A 22,199-nucleotide genomic window follows, 5' to 3' on the forward strand; every position below is an offset into this window, starting at 1 on the left:
ACCCGTTCCCCCACGGCTACACAGTGGAGTGACGGGCCCGCGGATCCGGCTCAGCGCTCGCCGCGGGCGAGCTTCGACGGCCACCACACGCCGCGGCCGATGTCGGTCGCGAGCGCGGGGACGAGGAGTGTGCGCACGACGAAGGTGTCGAGCAGCACGCCGAACGCGACGATGAACGCGAGCTGTGCGAGGAAGAGGATCGGGATGACGCCGAGCGCGGCGAAGGTCGCCGCGAGCACGATCCCGGCCGAGGTGATGACCCCGCCCGTGACCGTGAGGCCGCGGCGGATCCCCTCCCGCGTGCCGTGGACGAGCGACTCCTCGCGCACGCGCGTCATGAGGAAGATGTTGTAGTCGATCCCCAGGGCGACGAGGAAGACGAACCCGAACAGCGGTACCGCCGGATCCGCCCCCGGGAAGTCGAACACGTGGGTGAAGAGCACGCCCGAGACCCCCATCGCGGTGCCGAACGACAGCACGGTCGTGAGCATGAGCAGCACCGGCGCGAGGATCGAGCGCAGCAGCAGCATGAGGATCACGAGGATCACCGCGAGCACGACGGGGATGATGAGGTTCCGGTCGTGGATCGAGGCGTCGTTCGTGTCGATCGCTGTCGCCGTGACCCCGCCGATGAGGACCCCGTCCGGCACGTCCTCGCGGAGGGCGCGCACGGTGTCCGCGGCGCCCTCAGAGTCGGCCGCGTCGGTCAGCGTCGCCTGCAGGAGGACGTTTCCGTCCGACACCGTCGGCTCGGGCGCGGGGGTGCCGGGAGGGCCTGCGGCCTGGAGGCCGTCGGGCGTGACCGTGGCGGATCCGCTGGGCGTGTCCGCGGCGACGATCGTCACGCCGTCGACCCCGTCGGCTTCGAGCAGCACGTCCGCGGTGTCCGCCCACGCGTCCTCGGGCGTCAGGACAAGCGCGGGGCTCCCGGATCCGCCCGGGAAGTGCTCGCCGAGCGCGGTCTGGCCGTCGCGCGCCTCGGACGCACCGAGCACGAGGTCGGACTGGGGCACGCCGGACGCGTCGAGCTGCGTGATGCCGAGGCAGCCGATGGCAAGCACGATGGTGGTCCCGATCCAGATCCGGCGCGGCCGCTTCTGCACGCCGTCGGCGATCCGCTCCCACAGCCCCGCGCGGGCGGGCGCCAGGTTCTCGGAGAAGCGGGGAACGCGCGGCCAGAACGCGGCGCGCCCGAAGGTGAACAGGAGGGCGGGGAGGAAGGTGAGCGCCGCGAGCATCGCGAACACGATCCCGATGGCCGCCACGGGCCCGAGCGTGCTGTTGGACTTCAGGTCGCTGAGCAGCAGGCAGAGGAGGCCGGCGATGACGGTGCCGCCGGAGGCCACGATCGGCTCGAACGACCCCTTGAGGGCACGGAATACTGCGGCGCCCTTGTCCTGCGTCGCCCGCAGCTCCTCGCGGAACCGGGCCACGAGGAGGAGGGAGTAGTCGGTCGCCGCGCCGATGACGAGGATGAACAGGATCCCCTGGGTCTGCCCGCTGAGCAGCAGCACCTCGAACTTCGCGAGCCACCACACCGTCAGCAGCGCGACGCACAGCGCGAACAGGCTCGTCGAGAGCACGACGATCGGGAGCAGCACCGAGCGGTACACGAGGATGAGGATCACGAACACGGCCGCGAGGGCGACGCCGAGCAGTAGGCCGTCAATGCCCGAGAACCCGGCCGCCAGGTCCGCGGAGAACCCGGCCGGACCGGTCACGTAGACGGCGACGCCGTCCGGCGCGCTCGCGCGCAGCGCGTCGCCGAGCTCGACCACGACGTCGCCGAGCTCGCCGTCGCCGTCAAGGGGCACGAACGCCTGCGCGGCGCGCCCATCGTCGGAGACGAGGGCGGGGGAGACGTCGCCGGCGACCGCGTCGAGCTCCGCCGCCTCCGCGAGCGCGTCGTCGATCGCGGCGACGTCGGCCTCGGTCAGCTCGTCGTCGCCGACGAAGACGACGACGGCCGGGATGGCGTCCGAATCCGAGAAGTCGCCGCGCACCTCCTGGACGGCGGTCGCGTCGGCCGACTCGGGCAGGTAGGTCGTCTGATCGTTGGACGACACCTCGCTGACCTTGCCGAAGAGGGGGCCGCCGAACGATGCGCCGGCGAGCCAGGCGAGGATGAGGGCGGCGGGCAGCACCACGCGGATGATCCGGGCCGCCGTCCCCCGCGTGCGTGGCCGGTGCGGTGCGGCATCACCCGAGGGAAGGGCGGGGGGAGTCGTGCGGCGGGACATGGGGTGCTCCTGGTCGCTCGGAGGCGGAAAACGTCGGCTGTCGCTCGCGGTCGATAGTATCTAGCCTATCTAGTAATCACAAAGAGCAGAAGCTATCTCACTTTCGGTATTGCACCGCATGCACGCTCGTGCAGGGTGAATCTTTGGGTGAGCTATTCACCCGCCGGATCGCCCCCGAGCGGTCTCCAGCGTGCTCGCCGGACTGTATTCTGATCGCAGACGTCCTCTCTCGGTCGTCCGGCCCTCACTGTTTCCCCCCGACGGTGAGGGCTGTTTTCGTGTTCGGGCCACGAATCCGGCCCGCGCCCTGTTGTTTCGCCATGTTGGTGGGCTAGGTTGGCAGACGTCGACGTGAAATTGCGACGACATCCGCCCCGATAGAACGGCAGTACATGAGCACGCAGGGCACCGTCAAGTGGTTCAACGCGGAGAAGGGCTTCGGCTTCATCTCCCCCGACGAGGGCGGCCAGGACGTCTTCGCGCACTTCAGTGCGATTCAGACCAAGGGATACCGCTCGCTGGAGGAGAACCAGCGCGTGGAGTTCGAGGTCACGCAGGGCCCGAAGGGTCTGCAGGCCGACAACATCGTTCCGCTCTAAAGACGAAGCGCGAACACCCGCGACGCGCCCCGCACCTTCCACGAGGTGCGGGGCGCTCTCGTCTCTCAGCGGCGCCGGGCGCGGTCACGGGCGAGCGAGGCGGCGGTCTGCGCGTCACTCACGGCGGCCCGCGCCGCCGTGAGCGCCTCGATCGCGTTCGCCGATTGGCGCGCCAGCGCGAGGTGTCGCCGCGCCTGGTCGAGCGCGACGCGCGCGTCGATCTCGGCGCCGCGCACGTAGGCCTCCGACCGCGCGAGCGCGCTGCGCGCCGCGCTGAGGGTGCCGGGGAGCGCGCTGCGCGCGGCCCGCATCTGCTGCTGTTCCGTGCGCAGGTCGGCCAGGGCGTCGTCGAGGCGCGCGCGCAGCCGGGCGATCCGCTCGTTTGCCGTGACGGGACGTCGGTCCGCGGCGCGCATCGCCGAGTCCAGTGCGACGGACGCGACGCGGATCGCCTCGGACACCCGGGGCGCTCGCTCGCCAGTGACGGTCTTCTGCGTCCCGGCCGCGGCCCGGATCGCCGACGCGGCGGCGCGCTGTTCGTCCTCGATCGCGAGGTAGGCGTTCTCGACGAGCCGGTGGGTCTCCTCGAGGAGGCGGGCCGCGCGCCCGGCGCGCTCGAGGGACGTCTCGACCTCGATCAGGTGCGCCCGCAGGGCCTCCGGATCCGCCAACTCCGCGGCCGTGTACGCGCGCTCCGCGTCGGCGAGCGCGCCGAGGGACTCCTCGTCCGCCGCCGCCGCGCCCTCCCACTCGCTTTCATCCGCGATCCGGGCGAGCTCGGCGCGGAGGGCGCGGGGGTCTCCCATCGTCGCCGCCGCTGCGTCGATGCGCTCCCGCGCGACGCGCAACTGGTCGGCCGCGGGGGCGTGCCGCGCGACCCACGCGTCGTTCTCGGCGCGAGCGGACCCGGCGTTCGCGATCGCTCCGGCGACCCGCGCGCGCGTCGCGCGCGCCTCGGCGCGGCGTTCCGCGGGGGTCCGCGCCGGGTCCGCCGCGCGGCGATACGCGGCGAACGCGTCATCGCGCGTGTGATGCGCCGCGAGGCGCGCGCGGCGCAGCGATGCGGGCTGTTGCCCCCGGTACAGCGCGCCCGAGAGGGCGAGCTCGCGATCGAGCGCATCGACCGCGTCGTCGAGCTCGACGAGGGCGCGGCCCATCTCCGCGAGCTCCTCCTGGGCCCGGGCGTGCGCACGGGCCCCCGTGCGGGCGATCCGACGCGCGACGAGAGCCGCGGCGACGAGCACGCCGAGAGCGACCGCGACGCTCACGAGCCAGCCGACGGCCCCCATTCCCCACATGCGGCGCTCAGCCGTCGATGAGCAGGGGGCGCAGGTCGGCGGGCGAATCGACCGCCGCGACGGATCCGGCCTCCTCGGATGGCGCGCCGAAGCCCCAGCGCGCGAAGATCACGGGCACGCCGAACTCGGCCGCGCCGTCGATGTCGTGGTGCCGATCGCCGACGAGGACGGGGCGCGACACGTCGACGCCCTTCGCTTCGAGGTCGGCGAGCGCGCGGCCGAGCACGTGGGCCTTGGTGTCGAGGACGTCCGCGTCCGGGACGGCGCCGTGGATGGCGTCGAACTCGGGCGCGAGGCCGTAGTGCGCGAGGATCGCGGTGACCTGGTTCTCGGGCTTGGTCGACGCGGTCGACTGGGGGATCCCCGCGGCGTGGACCTCGCGCACGAGCTCCGCGACGCCGTCGTAGAGGCGCACCGACTCGGCGTACCCGTCCTCGCCAGCGAGCGCGCGGTAGCGCGCGACGGCGCGCTCCGCGTCCGCGCGGTCCAGGCCGGCGAGCGCCTGGAACGACTCGAGCATGGGCGGACCGATCCAGAGGTTCACCTGATCGTCGGCCATGGGCGGCCGGCCCATCTCGTCGAGCACGCGTGCGACGCGGGGGAGGATCCCCGCGGACGCGTCCGCGATCGTGCCGTCGACGTCCCAGAGGACGCAGGACCAGGGAGAGTTCGCCATGCACCCACCCTATGCACCGCGCGGCGGGGCGAGCGCCCGGCAAGCGCCGGGCGCGGTCAGAACAGCGTCGGCACCCCGCTGTCGATTCCCTTCATGGCCTCGTAGTCGAGGGTGACGCAGCGGATCCCACGGTCGGTCGCGAGGGTGCGCGCCTGCGGCTTGATCTCCTGCGCCGCGAAAACGCCCTGGATGCCCGTGAGGAGCGGATCCCGGCCGAGGAGGTCCAGGTACCGGGTGAGCTGCTCGACCCCATCGATGTCGCCGCGGCGCTTGACCTCGACGGCGATCGCGACGCCGTCCGCGTCGCGCACGAGGAGATCGACGGGACCGATCGCGGTCGGGTATTCCCGCCGCACGAGCGTCGCGCCGTCGGCGATGAGCTCGACCTGCTCGGCGAGGAGCCGCTGCAGGTCCGACTCCACACCATCCTTGATGAGGCCCGGGTCGATCCCGAGGTCGTGGGTCGTGTCGCTGAGGATCTCGTGGATCCGCACCGTCAGCGCGTCGCCCGTCTTCTGGTGGGTCACCTTCCACACCTCGACGACACCGGCGGACGCGAGCTCCTCGTCGATCTCGCCGTGGTCGAGGCGGCACGGCGGGCTCATCCAGTTGAGGGGCTTATAGCTGCCGCCGTCGGAGTGGATGAGGAGGCTGCCGTCGCCCTTGTGCATGAGCACGCGGGTCGCGAGCGGGAGGTGGGCGTTGAGGCGCCCCGCGTAGTCCACGGAGCAGCGGGCGATGACGAGGCGCACCGTGCGAGCCTAACGCGGGGGAGCGGCCAATCCGGCGCCATTCGCCCCACGACCAAATTCCGCCCATAGAATAGGAAGCCCGCCAACACCCGCCGCCGGCACGACGACGAGGAGACGCCCATGCTCGCGATCCTCGCCGTGTTCGGAGTCGTGGCGCTCGTGCTCCACCCGCTCGCCCGGATCTTCGGGGCCCGCGTCTTCTACGTCGCCGCCCTCGCGCCGCTCGCCGGCCTCGTGCACGCGATCGCGATGACCGGCCGGGTGCAGAGCGGTGCTATTCCGATCGAGACATACGAGTGGATCCGCCCCCTCGGCGTCGAGTTGTCGATGCGGATGGACACGCTGAGCTGGTTGATGACGCTGATCGTCTCGGGCGTCGGCGTACTCGTGGTCGTCTACTGCGCCGTCTACTTCCGCGGCAAGAAGGACGGCATCGGGCGGTTCGCCGCCGTCCTCATCGCCTTCGCCGGCGCGATGTACGGGCTCGTGCTCACCGACGACCTCATCATGCTCGTGATGTTCTGGGAGATGACGAGCGTCCTCTCCTACCTCCTCATCGGGCACGCCTTCACGCGCGCGGCCTCGCGCCGCGCCGCGCTCCAGGCGCTCATGACGACGACCCTCGGCGGCCTCGTCATGTTCGTCGGCGCGGTCATCCTCGTGGTCTCGGCCGACACGACGTCGATCGCCGCGATGCTCGCGGATCCGCCCACGGGAGGGCTGATCGACGCCGCTCTCGTGATGCTGCTCGTCGGCGCGTTCAGCAAGTCCGCGATCTTCCCGTTCCACTTCTGGTTGCCCGGCGCGATGGCGGCGCCGACCCCCGTCAGCGCCTACCTGCACGCGGCGGCCATGGTGAAGGCGGGCATCTATCTCCTGGCGCGCTTCGCGCCGGGCTTCGCAGACGCCGCGCCCTGGCAGCCGCTCCTCGTGTCGTTCGGGATCTTCACGATGCTGCTCGGCGGCCTCCAGGCGATGCGCGAGAGCGACCTCAAGCGGATCCTCGCCTACGGCACCGTGAGCCAGCTCGGGTTCATCGCGGTGGTCGTCGGATACGGCGAGCGCGACACGGCGCTCGCCGGCGTGGTCCTCGTGCTGGCGCACGCGCTGTTCAAGGCCGCGCTCTTCCTCGTCGTCGGCATCATCGACCGACAGCTGTCCACGCGCGACATCCGCCGCATCAGCGGCGTCTTCCGCCAGGCACCCGTGCTCGCGGTCGTCGCGACGATCGCCGCCGCGTCGATGGCGGGCGTCCCGCCGCTCCTGGGGTTCGTCGCGAAGGAGGCCGCCCTGACGGCGCTCCTCGAGGACGCCCTGGCCGGGAGCGCCTGGGGGTGGATCGCCCTCGTCGGCGTCGTGATCGGATCCATGCTCACGACGGCATACGCCATTCGCTTCGTCTGGGGCGCGTTCGGGCGCAAGCGCGACGCGAACGGCGAACGCCTGCCCGACACCGCGTGGCCGGATCCGCCTCTCGGGTTCATCTTCAGCCCGCTCGTGCTCGCCGCGCTCACGGTGGCGGGCGGCCTGGCGGCCCCCGCGCTCGATCTCGTGCTCGCGCCCTACGCCGACACGGCGGGTGAGGGCCACTACCACCTCGCCCTCTGGCACGGCCTCGAGCCTGCCCTCGGGCTGTCCGCGCTCGCGCTCGCGGCGGGTGCCGGCATCTTCTGGCTCGTGAACGCGACGGCATGGGACCGCACGGGGCGGGTGCTGCCCTTCCAGGCCCAGGACGTGTACTACCTCGTCACCCGATCCGTCGATCGCCTCGCGGTCGGGGTCACGCGGCGGACCCAGCGCGGGTCGCTGCCCGTGTACGTCGGCACGATCTTCGTCGTCCTCGTCGCGGCCGAGATCGCGGCGCTGATCGCGGGCGGCGGGTGGGAGATCCACCTCGACGCCTGGCAGCACCCGGTGCAGCCGGTCGCCGCGGCGATCATGATCGCCGCGGGCCTCCTGGCGGTGCGCGCGAAGAAGCGCTTTACGGGCGTCGTGCTCGTCTCCGTGACGGGGCTCGGCATGGTCGTGCTCTTCATCCTGTCCGGCGCCCCCGACCTCGCGACGACGCAGGTGCTCATCGAAACCGTGACGCTCGTCGCGTTCTCGCTCGTGCTGCGGCGAATCCCGGCCCGGCTCGGCACCCACAACGGATCCGCGGGCCGTCTCGTGCGCGCGCTGATCGGCGTGGCGGTCGGCGCGACAATGGCCATCGTCGCGGTCGTCGCCACGGGCGCGCGGATCGCGGAGCCCGTGTCGACGGCCTGGGCCGAGCTCGCCTACGAGATCGGGCACGGCAAGAACGTCGTCAACGTCGCGCTCGTCGACCTGCGCGGCTGGGACACGATGGGCGAGCTCAGCGTGCTCGTGCTCGCCGCCACCGGCGTCGCCTCCCTTGTGTTCGTCACGGCCCGCGGCGACCGGCTCACGGCCGCGCGCAAGAAGATCAAGAACAAGGTCCCGGCTGCTGCGCGCCGCGCGGCCCGGCGCGCGCCCCTCGTGGAGACGACGGAGGGGATCCGCGTCCAGACCCCCGAGAACGCCGATCATCCGCGCGCCTGGCTCGTCGGCGGGCAGGCGATGAGTGCGCGCTCGCGTGCGCTCATGCTCGAGGTCGTCGTGCGGATCCTGTTCCACACCCTCATCGTCGTGTCGATCTACCTCGTCTTTGCGGGCCACAACCTGCCGGGCGGCGGCTTCGCCGGAGGCCTCGTCGCGGGTCTCGCACTCGTGATGCGATACGTCGCCGGCGGACCGTACGAGCTGGGGGTCGCGGCCCCGACCGACGCGGGCTATCTCCTCGGCGGCGGCCTCGCGGTCGCGGTGGGAACGGCGCTCGCGCCGATGCTGTTCGGCCTGGATCCCCTCACCCGCGCCATTTGGGAGGCCGACGTGCCCGTTCTCGGCCACATCGAGTTCGTGTCGTCGACCTTCTTCGACATCGGCGTCTATCTCGTCGTGATCGGCCTCGTGCTCGACGTGCTGCGCTCGCTGGGCGCCGAGGTCGACCGCCAGATGAGCGAGGGGGTCCGCGCATGAGCGTCTCCGCCTCCCTCGTGATCGTCATGGCGGCGCTGTACGCGCTCGGCGTGTACGCGATGCTGGAGCGCAGCCTCACCCGGGTCCTGTTCGGATTCCTCCTCCTCGGCAACGCGACGAACCTCCTGCTCCTCATCGTCATGGGCTTCCCGGGCGTCTCGCCGTTCTACGGCGCCGAGGGCGCCAGCGATCCGCTGCCGCAGGCCCTCATGCTCACGGCGATCGTGATCACCTTCGCCGTGAGCGCCTTCCTGCTCGCGCTCATCTACCGGTCGTGGCAGCTGGGCGAGGCCGACACCGTCCTAGACGACGCCGAGGACCTCGCCGTGCGCGAGCGCGCGGAGGAGACCGAGGACGCGCTCGACGTCGAGGAGGAGACCGCGGAGGTGGACGACGAGCAGACGACCGACTTCACGGACGGCGCCGCCGCGCCCCTCACGGCCGCCATCGAGGAGACGAGGCGCGAGCCGTGAGCAACCTCGTCCCCCTCTTCGTCATGCTGCCGCTGCTCGGCGCGGCCTTCACGCTGCTCTCGGGCCGGCACCGCCGCCTGCAGGTCGGCGTCTCCGTCGCGACGCTCACGGCGACCTTCGTCCTCGCCGTCGTCATGCTCATCGCGGTCGACCAGGGCACCCCGCTCGCGGTCTCGGTCGGCGGATGGCCTCTGCCGTTCGGCATCGTCCTCTACGTCGACCGCCTCGCGGCGCTGCTCGTCGCCGTCTCGAGCATCGTGCTGCTCGCGGTCCTGCTGTTCTCGGTCGGGCAGGGCGCCGCCGACGGCGACGACGAGACCCCCGTGTCGATCTTCCACCCGTCGTACCTCATCCTCGCGGCGGGCATCTTCGACACGTTCATCGCGGGCGACCTCTTCAACCTCTACGTCGGCTTCGAGATCCTGCTCGTGGCCTCCTACGTGCTCATCACGCTCGGATCCACCGAGTCGCGGATCCGCACGGGAATCGTCTACATCGTTGTCTCGCTCGTTTCGAGCATCATCTTCCTGTCGGCCATCGCCGTGATCTACGGCGCGCTCGGCACCGTGAACATGGCGCAGATCGCCGAGCGCATGGTCGAGATCCCGCCCGACGTGCAGATGGTGCTGCACGTGATGCTGCTCGTCGGCTTCGCGATTAAGGCCGCTGTGTTCCCGCTGTCGTTCTGGCTGCCCGACTCGTACCCGACCGCGCCCGCCCCCGTCACGGCCGTCTTCGCGGGGCTGCTGACGAAGGTCGGCGTGTACGCGATCATCCGCACCGAGACGCAGCTGTTCCACGACAGCAACCTCAACCTCGTGCTCGCGATCGTCGCGGTGGCCACGATGATCGTGGGCATCCTGGGCGCGATCGCGCAGGCCGAGCTGAAGCGGATTCTCTCCTTCACGCTCGTCAGCCACATCGGATACATGATCTTCGGCATCTCCATCGCGACGGAGGACGCCGTCGGCGCGACGGTGTATTACATGGTCCACCACATCGTGGTGCAGACGACCCTGTTCCTCGCGGTCGGCCTCATCGAGCGCTACGCCGGGTCCACCTCGATCCTGCGGGTCAAGGGGCTCGTGGCCGCGAGCCCGCTGATCGCGGCCGTGTACTTCGTGCCGGCGCTGAACCTCGGCGGCCTGCCGCCCTTCTCAGGCTTCATCGGCAAGTACGCGCTGTTCGAGGCCGCGGCGGGCGTGGGCACGCCGATCATGTGGGTCGCGATCGGGGCCGGAATCCTCACCTCCCTCCTCACGCTCTACGCGCTCATGCGCGCCTGGAACCTCTCCTTCTGGCGCGAGAAGGAGGACTCGAGCGAGACCGAGGCGCGCATCTCGTACCTCGAGAAGGCGCCCGACGCCGACGCGCAGGGCGAACCTCGCGCGATCCCGCGCATCATGGGGGCCGCGACGATCGGCATGGTCGCGGCGACCCTCGCGCTGACGGTCTTCGCGGGGCCGATCTACGAGGTGTGCGAGCGCATCGGCGAGTCTCTCCTCCAGCCGATCTCCCTCGTGCAGCTCGAGGGGGTGGAGCAGGACACATGACCCGCCGCTCGTGGACCCGTCACTTCTGGACGCAGCTGCCGTTTTTCGCGTGGCTCGTCGCCATCTGGATGCTCCTGTGGGGCCAGTTCACCTGGCTCGCCTTCTTCACGGGTATCGCCGTCGCGATCTTCGTTACGGCGGTGTTCCGCCTGCCCGCGGCCGAGCTCACGGGCCGCGTCAACCCGCTGTGGCTCCTCGTCGAGGTCGTCGTGTTCCTCGCCGAGCTCGGGTGGGGCGCCCTGCAGGTCGCGTGGCTCGCGATCGCGCCCGGGACGCCGCGGACCGCGGTCGTTCGGGTGCCGCTGCGCGTCGACGACGACCTCATCATGACCCACGCGGCCGTGGCGCTCTCGCTCGTGCCCGGCAGCACCGTCATCGAGGAGGATAGGGCCCGGCGGATCCTGTACCTGCACGTCATCGGCGTGCGCTCGGACCGCGATATCGAGCGCGCGCGAGCGAGCGGGATGCGCTGGGAGGCGCGCATCGTGCGCGCCGTTGGGTCGCGCGAGGAGCTCGCGCTCGTGCGCTCGGGCGCCTTGCCGTACGCCGACCGCCGCGAGGAGGGGGAGTCGTGACCGTCGAAACCGTGCTCGTCGCCATCATCGTCGGGGTGTTCGCGCTCGCCGCGGTGCTCACGATCGTGCGGATCGTCCGGGGTCCGTCCATCCTCGACCGCGCGATCGCGAGCGACGTGCTGCTCACCGAGGTGCTCTGCATCATGGGCGTCGAGGCCATCGTCCACCAGCGCACCGACACCCTTCCCGTGATGCTCGCGATCGCCGTCACGGGCGCGCTCGGCACGATCGCGGTGGCGCGCTTCGTCGCGCGCCGCGACGCGACGAACGAGGGGGCGTGATGCTCGAGATCATCGGCCTCGTTCTCGCGCTCTCGGGGGCCCTGTTGTGCCTGACCGCGGCGATCGGACTGCTGCGCTTCCGCGACGTTCCCTCGCGCCTGCACGCCGCGACGAAGCCGCAGGTCCTCGGCCTCGCGCTCATCGCGGCGGGCATCGCGGTCGCGCTGCAGTCGTGGACGGTCGCGGCATTCCTCGTGCCAATCGTGCTGATTCAGCTGGCGGTCGCCCCGCTGGCGGCCCACATGGTGGGGCGCCAGGCCTATCGCAACGGGCGCATCGATCGCGACACGCTCGTCGTCGACGAGCTCGACTGACCCGCTCGAGGCCGCGCCCCCGTTGCCGCGCCGGCGACGGGGCTTGACGCGCGCCTGGTGCTGTGGTTCATTAGTTGAGTAACGAACCAAGGTACGCGGGGAGGTGGCGCCATCGACGAGTCGAAGCCGCTCTTCATCCAGGTCGCCGAGATGGTCGAGGATCAGATCGTCGACGGCACGCTGGGCGAGGACGAGCGCGCACCCTCGACCAACGAGCTCGCGGCGTTCTCGCGTATCAACCCCGCCACCGCCGCGAAGGGCGTGAACCTGCTCGTGGACAAGGGCGTGCTGTACAAGCAGCGCGGCATCGGGATGTTCGTCGCGCCCGGCGCGCGCGACCGCGTGCTCGCCGAGCGACGGGAGGTCTTCGCTGACCGCTTCGTCGCCCCCCTCCTCGAGGAGGCCCGCAAGCTCGGCCTTCCCCCCGACGACGTCGCCCGCCTCATCCGCGAGCGCGCGTCGCGCACCCCACACTGACACCAGGACCGAAAGGGATCCCATGGACCCCGTCATTCAGGTACGAGACCTCACGAAGCGATACCACGACGTCGCCGCGCTCGACGGCGTCAGCTTCGACATCGAGCGAGACACGATCTACGGCTTCCTCGGGCGCAACGGCGCCGGCAAGACCACGGCGATGTCCATCCTCACGGCGCAGAACTTCGCGACGAGCGGATCCGTGCGGGTCTTCGGTGAGGATCCCTACGAGAACGCGCGCGTGCTGCGCCGCATCTGCTTCGTGCGGGAGAGCCAGAAGTATCCCGACGAGGCGACGGCGCGCACGGCCTTCGCGTCCGCGCGGCTCTTCTTCCCGAACTGGGACCAGGCGTTCGCGGACGACCTCGTGGACGCGTTCCAGCTGCCGACGAAGACGACGATCAAGAAGCTCTCGCGGGGGCAGCTGTCGGCGGTCGGGGTGATCATCGGCCTCGCCTCGCGCTCCGAGATCACCTTCTTCGACGAGCCCTACCTGGGCCTCGACGCCGTCGCGCGCCAGGTCTTCTACGACCGCCTCCTGGCCGACTACGCGGAACACCCGCGCACCGTGCTGCTGTCGAGCCACCTCATCGACGAGATCGCGAACCTCATCGAGAGAGTCATCGTGATCGACCGCGGCCGGATCCTCATGGATCAGAGCGCGGAGGACGCGCGGGCCGAGGCGACGACCCTCACGGGCGACGCCCGGCGCGTCGAGGACTTCACCCGCGGCCGCGAGGTGATCCACCGCGAGCAGCTCGGCGGCGTCGCAGCGGCGACCGTGCACGCCCGGCTCACGGACGCCGAGCGCCGCGACGCCCGCGCGGCAGGCCTCGAGCTGGCCCCCGTCCCCCTGCAGCAGCTGATCGTGCGGCTGACCCAGGCCGGATCCCCCGCCCCCGACACGACCCCGGAAGGATCGCGACGATGACCGTCTCGCCCGCGCCCGCAGGGCGCGTCACCCACCGCGTCTGGAGCGTCGTGCGCCTCCAGCTGATCAACACGCAGTCCTTTGTCTGGGTGCCCCTGATCATCCTCGCGGGGGCGGCGCTGGTCGCTGTCCTCGTCTTCGCCATGATCCCGAACGACGGCACGCGCATGTACGGCGGCGCCGGCAACGCGCCGCTGTGGTACTTCGTCGCGCTCGGCGTGCAGGCCATGACCCTGAGCTTCCCGTTCTCGCAGGCGATGAGCGTCACGCGCCGCGAGTTCTTCCTCGGGACCCTCGTCGTCGGGGCGATCGGCGCGGCCATGATGGCCACGATCTTCCTCGTGCTCGCGGGAATCGAGGTGCTCACGAACGGGTACGGGGTGAACGGCTACGTTGCGCACCTGGAGTGGATCTTCGACGCGGGGTGGGCCTCGGCCTGGCTCACCTACTTCACGGCGACGCTCCTGCTGTACGTCGTCGGGTTCTGGTGCGCGACCGTGTGGAAGCGCTTCGGCACCCTCCCGCTCGTCGCCGTGCTCGTCGCGCTCGGGCTCGCGCTCGTGCTGGGGATCTTCGTGGCGACCCGGACGGAGTCCTGGCCGCAGGTCATCGGGTGGTTCGTCGACCTCGGGCCGTTCTTCCTGACGCTCCTAGGGCTCGCCCTGACGGCGCTGCTCGCGCTCGGTTCCTACGCCACGCTGCGGCGGGCGACAGTCTGAGCCCGGCGGGCCGGGGGCTCAGGCCTCGCCGGCCGCCTGCTTGTGGTGCTGGATGACCTCGGCCACGACGAACCGGAACCACTTGTGGGCGAACTCCGGATCCAGGTCCGCCTCGTCGGCGAGCTCGCGCAGGCGCGCGATCTGCCGCTCCTCGCGGGCCGGGTCGCTCGCGGGGAGGTCGTGGGTCGCCTTGAGTTCGCCGACCTGCTTTGTGCAGCGGAATCGCTCGGCGAGCATGAAGACGAGAGCGGCGTCGATGTTGTCGATGCTCGCGCGCAGGCGCAGCAACGTGGCCATGGTCTCGTCGGGCGTCTCGCTCATGCCTCGAGCGTAGCGCGCGCCCGCGCCGCGCCGCCGCTCAGCGCACCTTGGGCGCGGGGAGCGACGGCGCGGTCTGCGCGGGGGCGGCACCCAGCCGGGCGATCGCCTCCGCGATCGCCCGGTCGAGCTGCGGATCCGCGTGCCGGAAGAGGTCGGCGGGCGAGTGGATCACCTCGACGTCGGGGTCCACGCCGTGGTTCTCGACGCCCCACCCCTTGCCCTCCAACCAGAAGGCGTACCGCGGCTGCGTCACCCGCGTGCCGTCCACGAGGTCGAAGCGGCCGTCGATCCCCACCACCCCGCCCCAGGTACGCGCGCCGACGACGGGCCCGAGCCCGAGGGCCTGCGCGCGGGCGCACACGATATCGCCGTCGGATCCGGAGAACTCGTTCGCGACGAAGACCACGGGACCGCGCCGCGAGCGGTCCGGGCTGGCGACCGGAGCGTCCATGTGCCGCGCGGTCGACCAGGCGACCACGCGCGAGGCGAGGCGCTCGATGACGAGCTCGCTGGTGTGCCCGCCGCGGTTGTACCGGACGTCGGCGATGAGCCCCTCGGCGTCCGACGCCGTGCGCAGGTCGCGGTGAAGCTGCGCCCAGCCGACGCTCTGCATGTCGGGGATGTGGACGTATCCGAGCCGCCCGCCCGACGCCGCCGCGACGTACGCGCGCCGTCCGCGCACCCAGTCCTGGTAGCGCAGTGCCTCCTCGTCGGGGAGCGGGACGACGACCACCCGCCGGGTGGCCTCGCCGCGGCGGAGCGTGAGCTCGACGGGCGTGTCCGCCGCGCCCACGAGGCTCGCGCCGACCCCGAGGACGGGATCCACGGGCGCGCCGTCGATCTCGACGATTACGTCGCCCTCGCGCGCCCCGACGCCCGCGCGGCGCAGCGGGGAGCGCGCGCCCGGGTCGCTGGACTCGCCGGGGAGGATCCGCTCGATGCGCCACCCGTCGCCCGCGGGCGCGAGGTCGGCCCCGAGGAAGCCGAGGCGCGCGGCGGGATCCGACCGGTCCGCCGGCATCACGTAGGCGTGGGACGTGTTGAGCTCGCCGACGTGCTCCCACAGGATGTCGGCGAGGTCGTCCTCGGTGCGGGCGAGCGGCACGACCCGCCGCCACCGCTCGGTCGCGGCGTCCCAGTCCACGCCGTCCATGTCGGCGCGCCAGAAGTGGTCCCGCATGATGCGCGCGTTCTCGTCGAACATCTGCCGCCATTCGGCCGCCGGATCCCGCGTGAAGCGCAACCGGCCGAGGTCCACCTCGATCGGCTCCTCGTCGCCCGAGGCCTTCCGCGCCGCGCGCACGACCGTGACCTTCCCGCCCGAGCGGACGACGACGCGCTCGCCGTCGCCCGACACGGCGGCCGCGTCGATGCCCTCGACGACCGTCCAGGCCTCGCGGTCCGCGAACGACCAGCGCTCGAGGCGGTCGGGCTGCTTCTCGCCCGGCACGCCCGCGCGGCGGGCGCCGAGCTCGCCGACGTCCGCGCCCTCCGCGATCCAGCAGACCCCGCCCGCGGTCGCGAACAGTCCCCGGTAGTCGGCCGACTGAACGGGGAAGGCCGCGATCCGATCCTCGGCTCCCTCGGCGTCGAGGTCCGGGCTCTCCGGCGCCGCGGGGGCGGCGGATCCTGTGGGCGCCTCGGCCAGCGCCCAGCCGCCCGCGGCGGGCCCGAAGGGCACCGGGTCCTCGGCCGACAGCGGCATCAGCCAGGGGCGCGTCGTGCCGGCGAACGACAGGTCGAACGCCTGCGCGTTGTACTGCGGATCGAACGTGCGGTTCGAGAGGAACACGAGGTGGCGCCCGTCCCGCGTGATGTCGGGGCTGTGGTCGTGGAAGCGGCCGCTCGTGAGACGCACGGGCCTCTCGTCGCCGCGGGTATCCAGCGCCCAGATCGCGTGCAGCTCGCCCTCGCCGGCCGTCGGCTCGGACCACACGAGGTACCGCCCGTCGGGAGAGAAGCGCGGCGTGAGCGGCTCGCCCTGCGCGGAGCGCCGCACGTCGCGGGCCGTGCCGCCGGCGACGTCGATGAGGCGGATCCATCCGTCGTGCGAAATTGCGACGAGCCGGTCCCCGGCGGGAGACGCAGCGAGGTGGAGGACGCGGCCGAGCTGCCCCGTGAGGATCGGGAGCGCGTCGTCGTCGCGCGACCCCGCCACGGCGGCGACCTGGATCCCGTCGTCTCCCTCGGCGTCCGTGACGAACGCGACGCTTCCCGTCTGGCCGAGCACGACCGGCTCCCGCACGCGCACGCCCGAGTCGGCCGCGATCGCCCGCGCGGGCCCCTCGCGGTGCGTCAGCCAGAACGCCTTGCCGCGCCACGCGACGAGGCTCGCGCCGGCGCCGTGGTCCGGGGCGATGTCCGTGAGATCGCGCGTCGGATCGAGCGGGACGGGAGCCACCGCGGCGCCGGGAAGCGACACGTCGAGGGTGCGCGGCGCGGCGTCGAGGGAATCGAGCACGCGGATCCGCCCGCGGCTGTGCCACGCGATGCGCCGCCCGTCGGTCGTGGCGTCGCGTACGTAGCCCTCGTCCGTGCCCTGGAAGGTGAGCTGGCGCGGGGCGTCCGAGCGGGGGTCCTCGAGCACCCAGAGGTTAGCCTGCTCGTCGGCGGCATCAGGGAAGCGCGCGGCCCGGTCCGAGACGAACGCGAGCGCACCGCCGACCCACATCGGATCGACGAGGGAAGCCTCGTCGGAGGCGAGCAGGCGCTCCCACTCGCCGCCCGGCGCGCGCAGCCACAGCCGCGAGGCCGTGCCGCCGCGGTACCGCTTCCACCACGCCGGCGGGCGGCTGAAGGGCGTCGACAGTGCGGTGCCCCGCGCCTCGTCGATCGCGACGCCCGAGGCCATCCCCCACTCGAGGCGCCGGGCGCGGCCGTCGAGGGTCACCTCGCGCACGGTCGTGTGGCGCATGTTCTCCTCGCCCGCGTTCGACGCGACGAGCACCGTTTCCGGATCCGACCACCCGAGCACGCGCAGCTGGCTGGCGCCGCCGTAGGTGAGCCGCTCGACGGATCCGGTCTCGACGTCCGCCAGGAACAGCTCGGCGTGCGCGTCGCGGCGCGAGACGAACGCGACGTGCGCGCCCCCGGGCGCGAGCCGCGGGTGGGCGACGGGCGCTCGGTCGCTCGTGAGGCGCCACGCGCGGCCGCCCGTCGCGGGCGCGAGCCACACGTCGTCGGCGGCGGTGAAGGTGAGAAGGTCGGCGTCGAGGTGCGGATAGCGCAGGTACGCGGAACTCATGGGGCCAACGTATAAGCCGCGCGACCCCGCCGACAGGGGCGCGCGCGGACGTTCATCGCGGGGCCACCGGCGCGGCCGGACGCTCGCGCCATAGAGTGATGCGCATGAGCGCAGCGACCCCGGGATCCGGCCCCGACACACCCCTGGACCCGCCCGCGGGCCGGACCTTCTGGGCCTTCCTCCGCCGCCCCTTCGCCGCCGGATTCCTGCTGACGCTCGGCGGCCTCGCCGCGGTCGCGCTCGGCCTGGCGTTTACGAACCTGTCGACCGTGTTCGTCTACATCGCGCTGGCGCTGTTCATCGCGCTGGGGCTGGATCCGGCGGTGCACTGGCTCGAGGGGCGGGGGATGTCGCGCGCGCTCGCGATCGTGTCGGTCACGGTCGGGGTGCTCGTCGTCGTCGCGGGCGTCCTGCTGCTCATCATCCCGACCGTCGTGGAGCAGATCTCGCAGTTCATCAGCGACCTGCCGAACCTCGTCGCCGACTTCCAGGAGTCCGACACGTACGCCTGGGCCGAGGAGACCTTCGGCGACCACGTCGGCACGCTCCTCTCCGACGCGCAGAATCTCCTCACGTCGCCGTCCAACCTCGCCGCGATCGGCGGGGGCGTCCTGCAGGTCGGCACGACGATCGCGACGGCGCTGTCCGGGTCGCTCATCGTGGTCGTGCTGAGTCTGTACTTCGTCGCGTCGCTGCCGACGATGAAGACCGCTCTCATCCGCCTCGCCCCGGCGCGCTCGCGCGAGACAATCTCGGGGATGACCGACCAGATCACGGCGTCGGTCGGGCGCTACCTCGTCGGGATGATCACGCTCGCGTTCATGAACGCCGTGTTCACGTTCATCGTCCACCTCGCGATCGGGCTGCCGTTCCCGCAACTCATGGCCATGACGGCGTTCTGCATCACGCTCATCCCGCTGATCGGTCCGGTGCTGTTCTGGATCATCGGATCCGTCGTCGCCCTGTTCACGAGCCCGGTCTCGGCGCTCATCTTCGCCGCCGTGTACGTCGTCTACATGCAGGTCGAGGCATACGTCTTCACGCCGCGCGTGATGAACCGCACCATCGCGATCCCCGGATCGCTCGTCGTGATCGGGGCGCTCGTCGGTGGCACGCTGCTCGGCCTGCTCGGCGCGCTCATCGCGATCCCCGTCACGGCCTCGATCCTGCTCATCATCAAGCAGGTGATCATCCCGCGCCAGGACGCGCGGGTGTGACGCCCCGGCTCAGTCGACGAGGTCGTGGCGCACGATCACCTGATCGCGGCCCGGCCCGACGCCGATGACGGAGATGCGCGTGCCGCTCATCTCCTCGAGCGCCAGGACGTAGTCGCGGGCGTTCTGCGGCAGGTCCTCGAAGGTGCGTGCCCCCGTGATGTCCTCGCTCCAGCCCGGGTAGGACTCGAGGATGGGCGTCGCGTGGTGGAAGTCGGTCTGGTTGACCGGCACCTCGTCGAACCGCTCGCCAGCGACGTCGTACGCGACGCAGACGGGGATGCTCTCGAGCCCCGTGAGGACGTCGAGCTTCGTCAGCACCAGGTCGGTGATGCCGTTGATGCGCGTCGCGTAGCGGGTGATCGGCGCGTCGTACCAACCCACGCGGCGCGCGCGGCCCGTCGTCGTGCCGAACTCGTGGCCGCGCTCGGCGAGCCACGCGCCGTCGGCGTCGAACAGCTCGGTGGGGAACGGCCCCGCGCCGACGCGCGTCGTATAGGCCTTCACGATGCCGACGATGCGATCGAGGCGCCCCGGGCCCACTCCGGACCCGGTCGCCGCGCCGCCCGCCGTGGCCGACGACGAGGTGACGAACGGATACGTGCCGTGGTCGACGTCGAGCATGGTCGCCTGTCCGCCCTCGAACACCACGACCTCCTCGCGGTCGAGCGCGTCGTTCAGCAGCAGGCTCGTGTCGGCCACCATGGGGCGCACGCGCTCCGCGTACGAGAGCAGGTCGGTCACGATCTCGTCGACCGTGATGTCGCGGCGGTTGAAGACCTTCACGAGCAGGTGGTTCTTCTGGTCGAGGGCGCCCTCGACCTTCTGCCGCAGGATCGACTCGTCGAACAGGTCCTGGATCCGGATCCCGACGCGGTTGATCTTGTCGGCGTACGCCGGGCCGATGCCACGCCCCGTCGTCCCGATCTGGCGCTTGCCGAGGAATCGCTCCGTGACCTTGTCGAGCGTCCGGTGGTAGTGCGTGATGACGTGCGCGTTCGACGAGATCCTGAGCTTCGAGACGTCGATGCCACGCGACGACAGCGCGTCGAGCTCTTGGAAAAGCACCTCGAGGTCGACGACCACGCCGTTGCCGATGACGGGGGTCACGCCGGGGGAGAGGATGCCGGACGGCAGGAGGTGCAGGGCGTACTTCTCGTCGCCAACGACGACAGTGTGCCCGGCGTTGTTGCCGCCGTTGAACTTGACGACCCACTCGGTGCGCTCACCGAGCAGGTCCGTGGCCTTTCCCTTGCCCTCGTCGCCCCACTGGACTCCGACGATCACGATTGCTGGCATGGGTCATCCCCCTGGGAATCGGGTGCTGGACATCTCATCCTATCGGGCGCGCGGGCGCGGCCCTGGATCCGCTACGCGACGCGGCTGCCGGGCGGCGTCTGCCGCGCGGGGGTGCGGGTGCGGAATCCGCCCCAGACGAGGAGCCCCGCCGCGAGCAGGACCTGCAGGCCGAGGCCCACGAACCACGTCGGGACCGAGCCCTCGATGACCTCGCGGGCCGTGGGGGAGTTGTCGACGAACTCGACGTACTCGCCCGGCAGCTGCACCCGGCCGTCGCACGGATCCGCCCAGTCCGGCTGCTCCAGCTCCGGGGGCTGCTGCGCGGCGCGGATCCCGTACTTCAGCTGGCCGAACAGGTCGACGGGGTAGCCCGCGCGGTCGTAGGCCGTGGGGGTCGCGTCGGCGACGACGACGAACGGGTTCGCCGACAGGAGCCACCACACGCGGTCGTAGCGGGGGACGACCTGCGCCCCGTGCACGGCGACGCATCGGGCGGAGACGTCGGGCCGCGGTTCGAGGCACGGCTGGGCCGCGTCGGCGCAGTCGGGCAGGTACGCGGCGTTCTGCCCGTCGGAGACGTAGACCTCCCGAGGCGATTCCGTCAGGGTCGCGACGGGCGAGCGCACGGCGAAGGTGCCGAGCGCGAACGCGATGAGGGTGCCGACGACGAGCATCATGACGACGAGATACGTCGCGGCGACCGAGAACAGCGGCTTCGCGATAATCGCGCTGAGCCCGACGCCGATCGCGGCGATGACGCCGACCTCGGCGGCGAGGACGAGGATCGCCGACGCGATCCCCCACGCGCCCACGGGCGCGGCCGGGCAGCCGCTCCCGAAGCACCCGGCGGATCCGTCCCCCCACCACAGCACGTCGTCCAGGAGCGCGAACCCCACGACGGGGAGGGCCGCCGCGAGATAGACGAGCCCCGTCGCCCAGCCGGCGAGAAACCGGGCGGCGAGGATCTCCGGAGTGGTCGCGAGCGTGACCTGCACGGGCGCGAGCGTCGCCTGCTCGCGCTCGCCGTTGATCGCGTTGCCCGTGAAGGTGGGCGTCACGAGCACGGCCATGAGCAGCACGCCGTACAGCGCGATCGAGGCGACGCCGCGCCCGCCGCCCGCCTGCCCGAAGGCGAGGGATCCGAGCCACGCGATCGCGCACACGACGACGAAGAAGATGCCGAGGAGCACGTAGAAGCCGGGTCGGCGCACGCGCTGGCGCAGGTCGAGGCCGACGAGGACACCGATGCGCCGGGCGTTCATCGCGCGCCTCCCTGCAGTTCGAAGAAAGCGCTCTCGAGGCGGCCGGACGCGGGCGCGAACTCCGCGACGGGCACGCCGGCGTGCACCAACCGGGCGAGCGCGCTCGCCGCGGCCTCGTCGCCGGCGAAGCCCGCCACCACGTCCTGGCGGTCGACCCGCACGGCGACGCCCGGTAGGAGGCCGGAGACCGCCTCGCGGAGGGATCCCGGATCCGCCGCGCCGCCGAGCCCGCGGATCCGCCACTCGCGCAGCTGCGTCGCGGGCGGGGGCGCGGCGACCGTGGCGCCGGCCGCAAGGAAGACGGCGTCGTCGACCATCTCGTCGAGCTCCGCGAGGACGTGGCTCGAGATGAGGATCGTGGCGCCCGCGTCCGCCAGCGCGCGCAGGTGGTGGCGCAGCGCGATGCGCGCGGCGGGGTCGAGCCCCGACGCGGGCTCGTCGAGGAGCAGCACGGTCGGCCGGTGCACGAGCGCGCGGGCGAGCCCGAGGAGCTGCTTCTGCCCGCGCGACAGGACCCGCGCCTTCGCGCCTGCGAGGGGCGCCAGGCCGACCTCGCCGAGCAGCTCGTCCGCCCGGGCGCGCGCCGCGTCCCGCGGCGCCCCGTACAGCCGGGCGGCGACCGTCAGCGTCTCGCGCGCCGTGAGGGAGTCCCACGTGCCGAGCGCGTCCGGCATCCACCCGAGCACCCGCCGCACGGAGCGCGGATCCGTGACGGGATCCGCCCCGCCGACGCGCACGGATCCGGCGTCCGGGGCGAGGAGCGAGGCGAGGAGGAGGAAGAGGGTGGTCTTGCCGGCGCCGTTCGGTCCGACGAGGCCCGTGATCCGACCCGGGCGCGCGTCGAAGGTCGCGTCGCGCACCGCGTGGATGGATCCGAAGGAGCGTCGCAGGCCGCGCGCCTCGATGCCCGCGTGGCTGGTGCCGGTCATGCTCGC

Annotated in this window: 20 protein-coding genes; 11 read left to right on the plus strand and 9 right to left on the minus strand. The window is 71.9% G+C overall.

The window, feature by feature from the left end:
• Positions 1-50 precede the first annotated feature (50 nt).
• Positions 51-2,240, minus strand: coding sequence for an MMPL family transporter (locus GJQ66_RS08140; RefSeq protein ID WP_155048834.1), 2,190 nt, complete (start codon positions 2,238-2,240; stop codon positions 51-53).
• Positions 2,241-2,632: 392 nt separating this feature from the next.
• Between GJQ66_RS08140 and GJQ66_RS08145 the strand changes: the two genes are divergently transcribed.
• Entirely contained in the window at positions 2,633-2,839 is a 207-nt protein-coding gene (locus GJQ66_RS08145; RefSeq protein ID WP_155048835.1) for a cold-shock protein, read from the plus strand.
• A 65-nt stretch (positions 2,840-2,904) separates the two neighbouring features.
• Here GJQ66_RS08145 and GJQ66_RS08150 read toward each other — a convergent pair whose 3' ends face one another.
• From GJQ66_RS08150 to nucS, 3 genes are read right to left on the minus strand one after another with little or no spacing between them, the layout of a single operon-like run.
• Positions 2,905-4,137: a hypothetical protein gene (locus GJQ66_RS08150; RefSeq protein WP_155048836.1), complete on the minus strand. Its 1,233-nt coding sequence runs from the start codon at positions 4,135-4,137 to the stop codon at positions 2,905-2,907.
• A 7-nt stretch (positions 4,138-4,144) separates the two neighbouring features.
• Entirely contained in the window at positions 4,145-4,813 is a 669-nt protein-coding gene (locus tag GJQ66_RS08155; RefSeq protein ID WP_155048837.1) for an HAD hydrolase-like protein, read from the minus strand.
• 56 nt (positions 4,814-4,869) lie between these two features.
• Complete coding sequence (nucS, locus tag GJQ66_RS08160; protein ID WP_368732809.1) at positions 4,870-5,565, minus strand: endonuclease NucS; 696 nt, start codon at positions 5,563-5,565, stop codon at positions 4,870-4,872.
• Positions 5,566-5,685: 120 nt separating this feature from the next.
• Between nucS and GJQ66_RS08165 the strand changes: the two genes are divergently transcribed.
• The 9 genes from GJQ66_RS08165 (at position 5,686) to GJQ66_RS08205 (ending at position 13,924) form a co-directional block, all read left to right on the plus strand.
• Positions 5,686-8,601 carry a Na+/H+ antiporter subunit A gene (locus GJQ66_RS08165; protein WP_155048838.1) on the plus strand — a complete coding sequence of 972 codons (2,916 nt, stop codon included), beginning with the start codon at positions 5,686-5,688 and terminating at the stop codon, positions 8,599-8,601.
• Complete coding sequence (locus GJQ66_RS08170) at positions 8,598-9,074, plus strand: Na(+)/H(+) antiporter subunit C (protein WP_155048839.1); 477 nt, start codon at positions 8,598-8,600, stop codon at positions 9,072-9,074. The genes GJQ66_RS08165 and GJQ66_RS08170 overlap by 4 nt, the downstream gene beginning before the upstream one ends.
• Positions 9,071-10,627, plus strand: a complete 1,557-nt coding sequence (locus tag GJQ66_RS08175) for a Na+/H+ antiporter subunit D (RefSeq protein WP_368732810.1) — start codon at positions 9,071-9,073, stop codon at positions 10,625-10,627. The genes GJQ66_RS08170 and GJQ66_RS08175 overlap by 4 nt, the downstream gene beginning before the upstream one ends.
• A complete protein-coding gene (locus GJQ66_RS08180; RefSeq protein WP_155048840.1) occupies positions 10,624-11,202 on the plus strand; it encodes a Na+/H+ antiporter subunit E in 579 nt (192 codons plus the stop codon). Before GJQ66_RS08175 ends, GJQ66_RS08180 begins: the two co-directional genes overlap by 4 nt.
• Positions 11,199-11,483: a monovalent cation/H+ antiporter complex subunit F gene (locus GJQ66_RS08185; RefSeq protein ID WP_368732811.1), complete on the plus strand. Its 285-nt coding sequence runs from the start codon at positions 11,199-11,201 to the stop codon at positions 11,481-11,483. The genes GJQ66_RS08180 and GJQ66_RS08185 overlap by 4 nt, the downstream gene beginning before the upstream one ends.
• On the plus strand, positions 11,483-11,797 hold the full coding sequence (gene mnhG / locus GJQ66_RS08190) for a monovalent cation/H(+) antiporter subunit G (RefSeq protein WP_155048842.1): 315 nt from the start codon (positions 11,483-11,485) through the stop codon (positions 11,795-11,797). The genes GJQ66_RS08185 and mnhG overlap by 1 nt, the downstream gene beginning before the upstream one ends.
• A gap of 150 nt (positions 11,798-11,947) precedes the next feature.
• Positions 11,948-12,274, plus strand: coding sequence for a GntR family transcriptional regulator (locus GJQ66_RS08195; protein ID WP_155048843.1), 327 nt, complete (start codon positions 11,948-11,950; stop codon positions 12,272-12,274).
• A gap of 22 nt (positions 12,275-12,296) precedes the next feature.
• Complete coding sequence (locus GJQ66_RS08200; RefSeq protein WP_155048844.1) at positions 12,297-13,205, plus strand: ABC transporter ATP-binding protein; 909 nt, start codon at positions 12,297-12,299, stop codon at positions 13,203-13,205.
• On the plus strand, positions 13,202-13,924 hold the full coding sequence (locus GJQ66_RS08205) for a hypothetical protein (protein WP_155048845.1): 723 nt from the start codon (positions 13,202-13,204) through the stop codon (positions 13,922-13,924). Before GJQ66_RS08200 ends, GJQ66_RS08205 begins: the two co-directional genes overlap by 4 nt.
• An 18-nt stretch (positions 13,925-13,942) precedes the next feature.
• On the opposite strand, the gene GJQ66_RS08210 is transcribed toward GJQ66_RS08205, so the two are convergent.
• Positions 13,943-14,245 (minus strand): chorismate mutase, encoded by a 303-nt coding sequence (locus tag GJQ66_RS08210; protein ID WP_155048846.1) that lies wholly within the window; start codon positions 14,243-14,245, stop codon positions 13,943-13,945.
• Between the two features lie 37 nt (positions 14,246-14,282).
• A complete protein-coding gene (locus tag GJQ66_RS08215; RefSeq protein ID WP_155048847.1) occupies positions 14,283-17,489 on the minus strand; it encodes a S41 family peptidase in 3,207 nt (1,068 codons plus the stop codon).
• Positions 17,490-17,593: 104 nt separating this feature from the next.
• Here GJQ66_RS08215 and GJQ66_RS08220 point away from each other — a divergent pair, with 104 nt between their 5' ends.
• The gene (locus tag GJQ66_RS08220; protein ID WP_306461805.1) at positions 17,594-18,706 is read left to right on the plus strand and encodes an AI-2E family transporter; all 1,113 of its coding nucleotides are present in this window, start codon (positions 17,594-17,596) and stop codon (positions 18,704-18,706) included.
• A gap of 9 nt (positions 18,707-18,715) precedes the next feature.
• Here GJQ66_RS08220 and GJQ66_RS08225 read toward each other — a convergent pair whose 3' ends face one another.
• From GJQ66_RS08225 to GJQ66_RS08235, 3 genes are all read right to left on the minus strand, one after another.
• On the minus strand, positions 18,716-20,002 hold the full coding sequence (locus tag GJQ66_RS08225; protein ID WP_155048849.1) for an adenylosuccinate synthase: 1,287 nt from the start codon (positions 20,000-20,002) through the stop codon (positions 18,716-18,718).
• Positions 20,003-20,073: 71 nt separating this feature from the next.
• Positions 20,074-21,264 carry an ABC transporter permease gene (locus tag GJQ66_RS08230; RefSeq protein WP_155048850.1) on the minus strand — a complete coding sequence of 397 codons (1,191 nt, stop codon included), beginning with the start codon at positions 21,262-21,264 and terminating at the stop codon, positions 20,074-20,076.
• Positions 21,261-22,193, minus strand: coding sequence for an ABC transporter ATP-binding protein (locus GJQ66_RS08235; protein ID WP_155048851.1), 933 nt, complete (start codon positions 22,191-22,193; stop codon positions 21,261-21,263). The genes GJQ66_RS08230 and GJQ66_RS08235 overlap by 4 nt, the downstream gene beginning before the upstream one ends.
• Positions 22,194-22,199: the final 6 nt, after the last annotated feature.

This window comes from Microbacterium sp. ZXX196 (assembly GCF_009709595.1).
In the GTDB taxonomy this organism is placed as follows: Bacteria; Actinomycetota; Actinomycetes; order Actinomycetales; family Microbacteriaceae; genus Microbacterium; species Microbacterium excoecariae.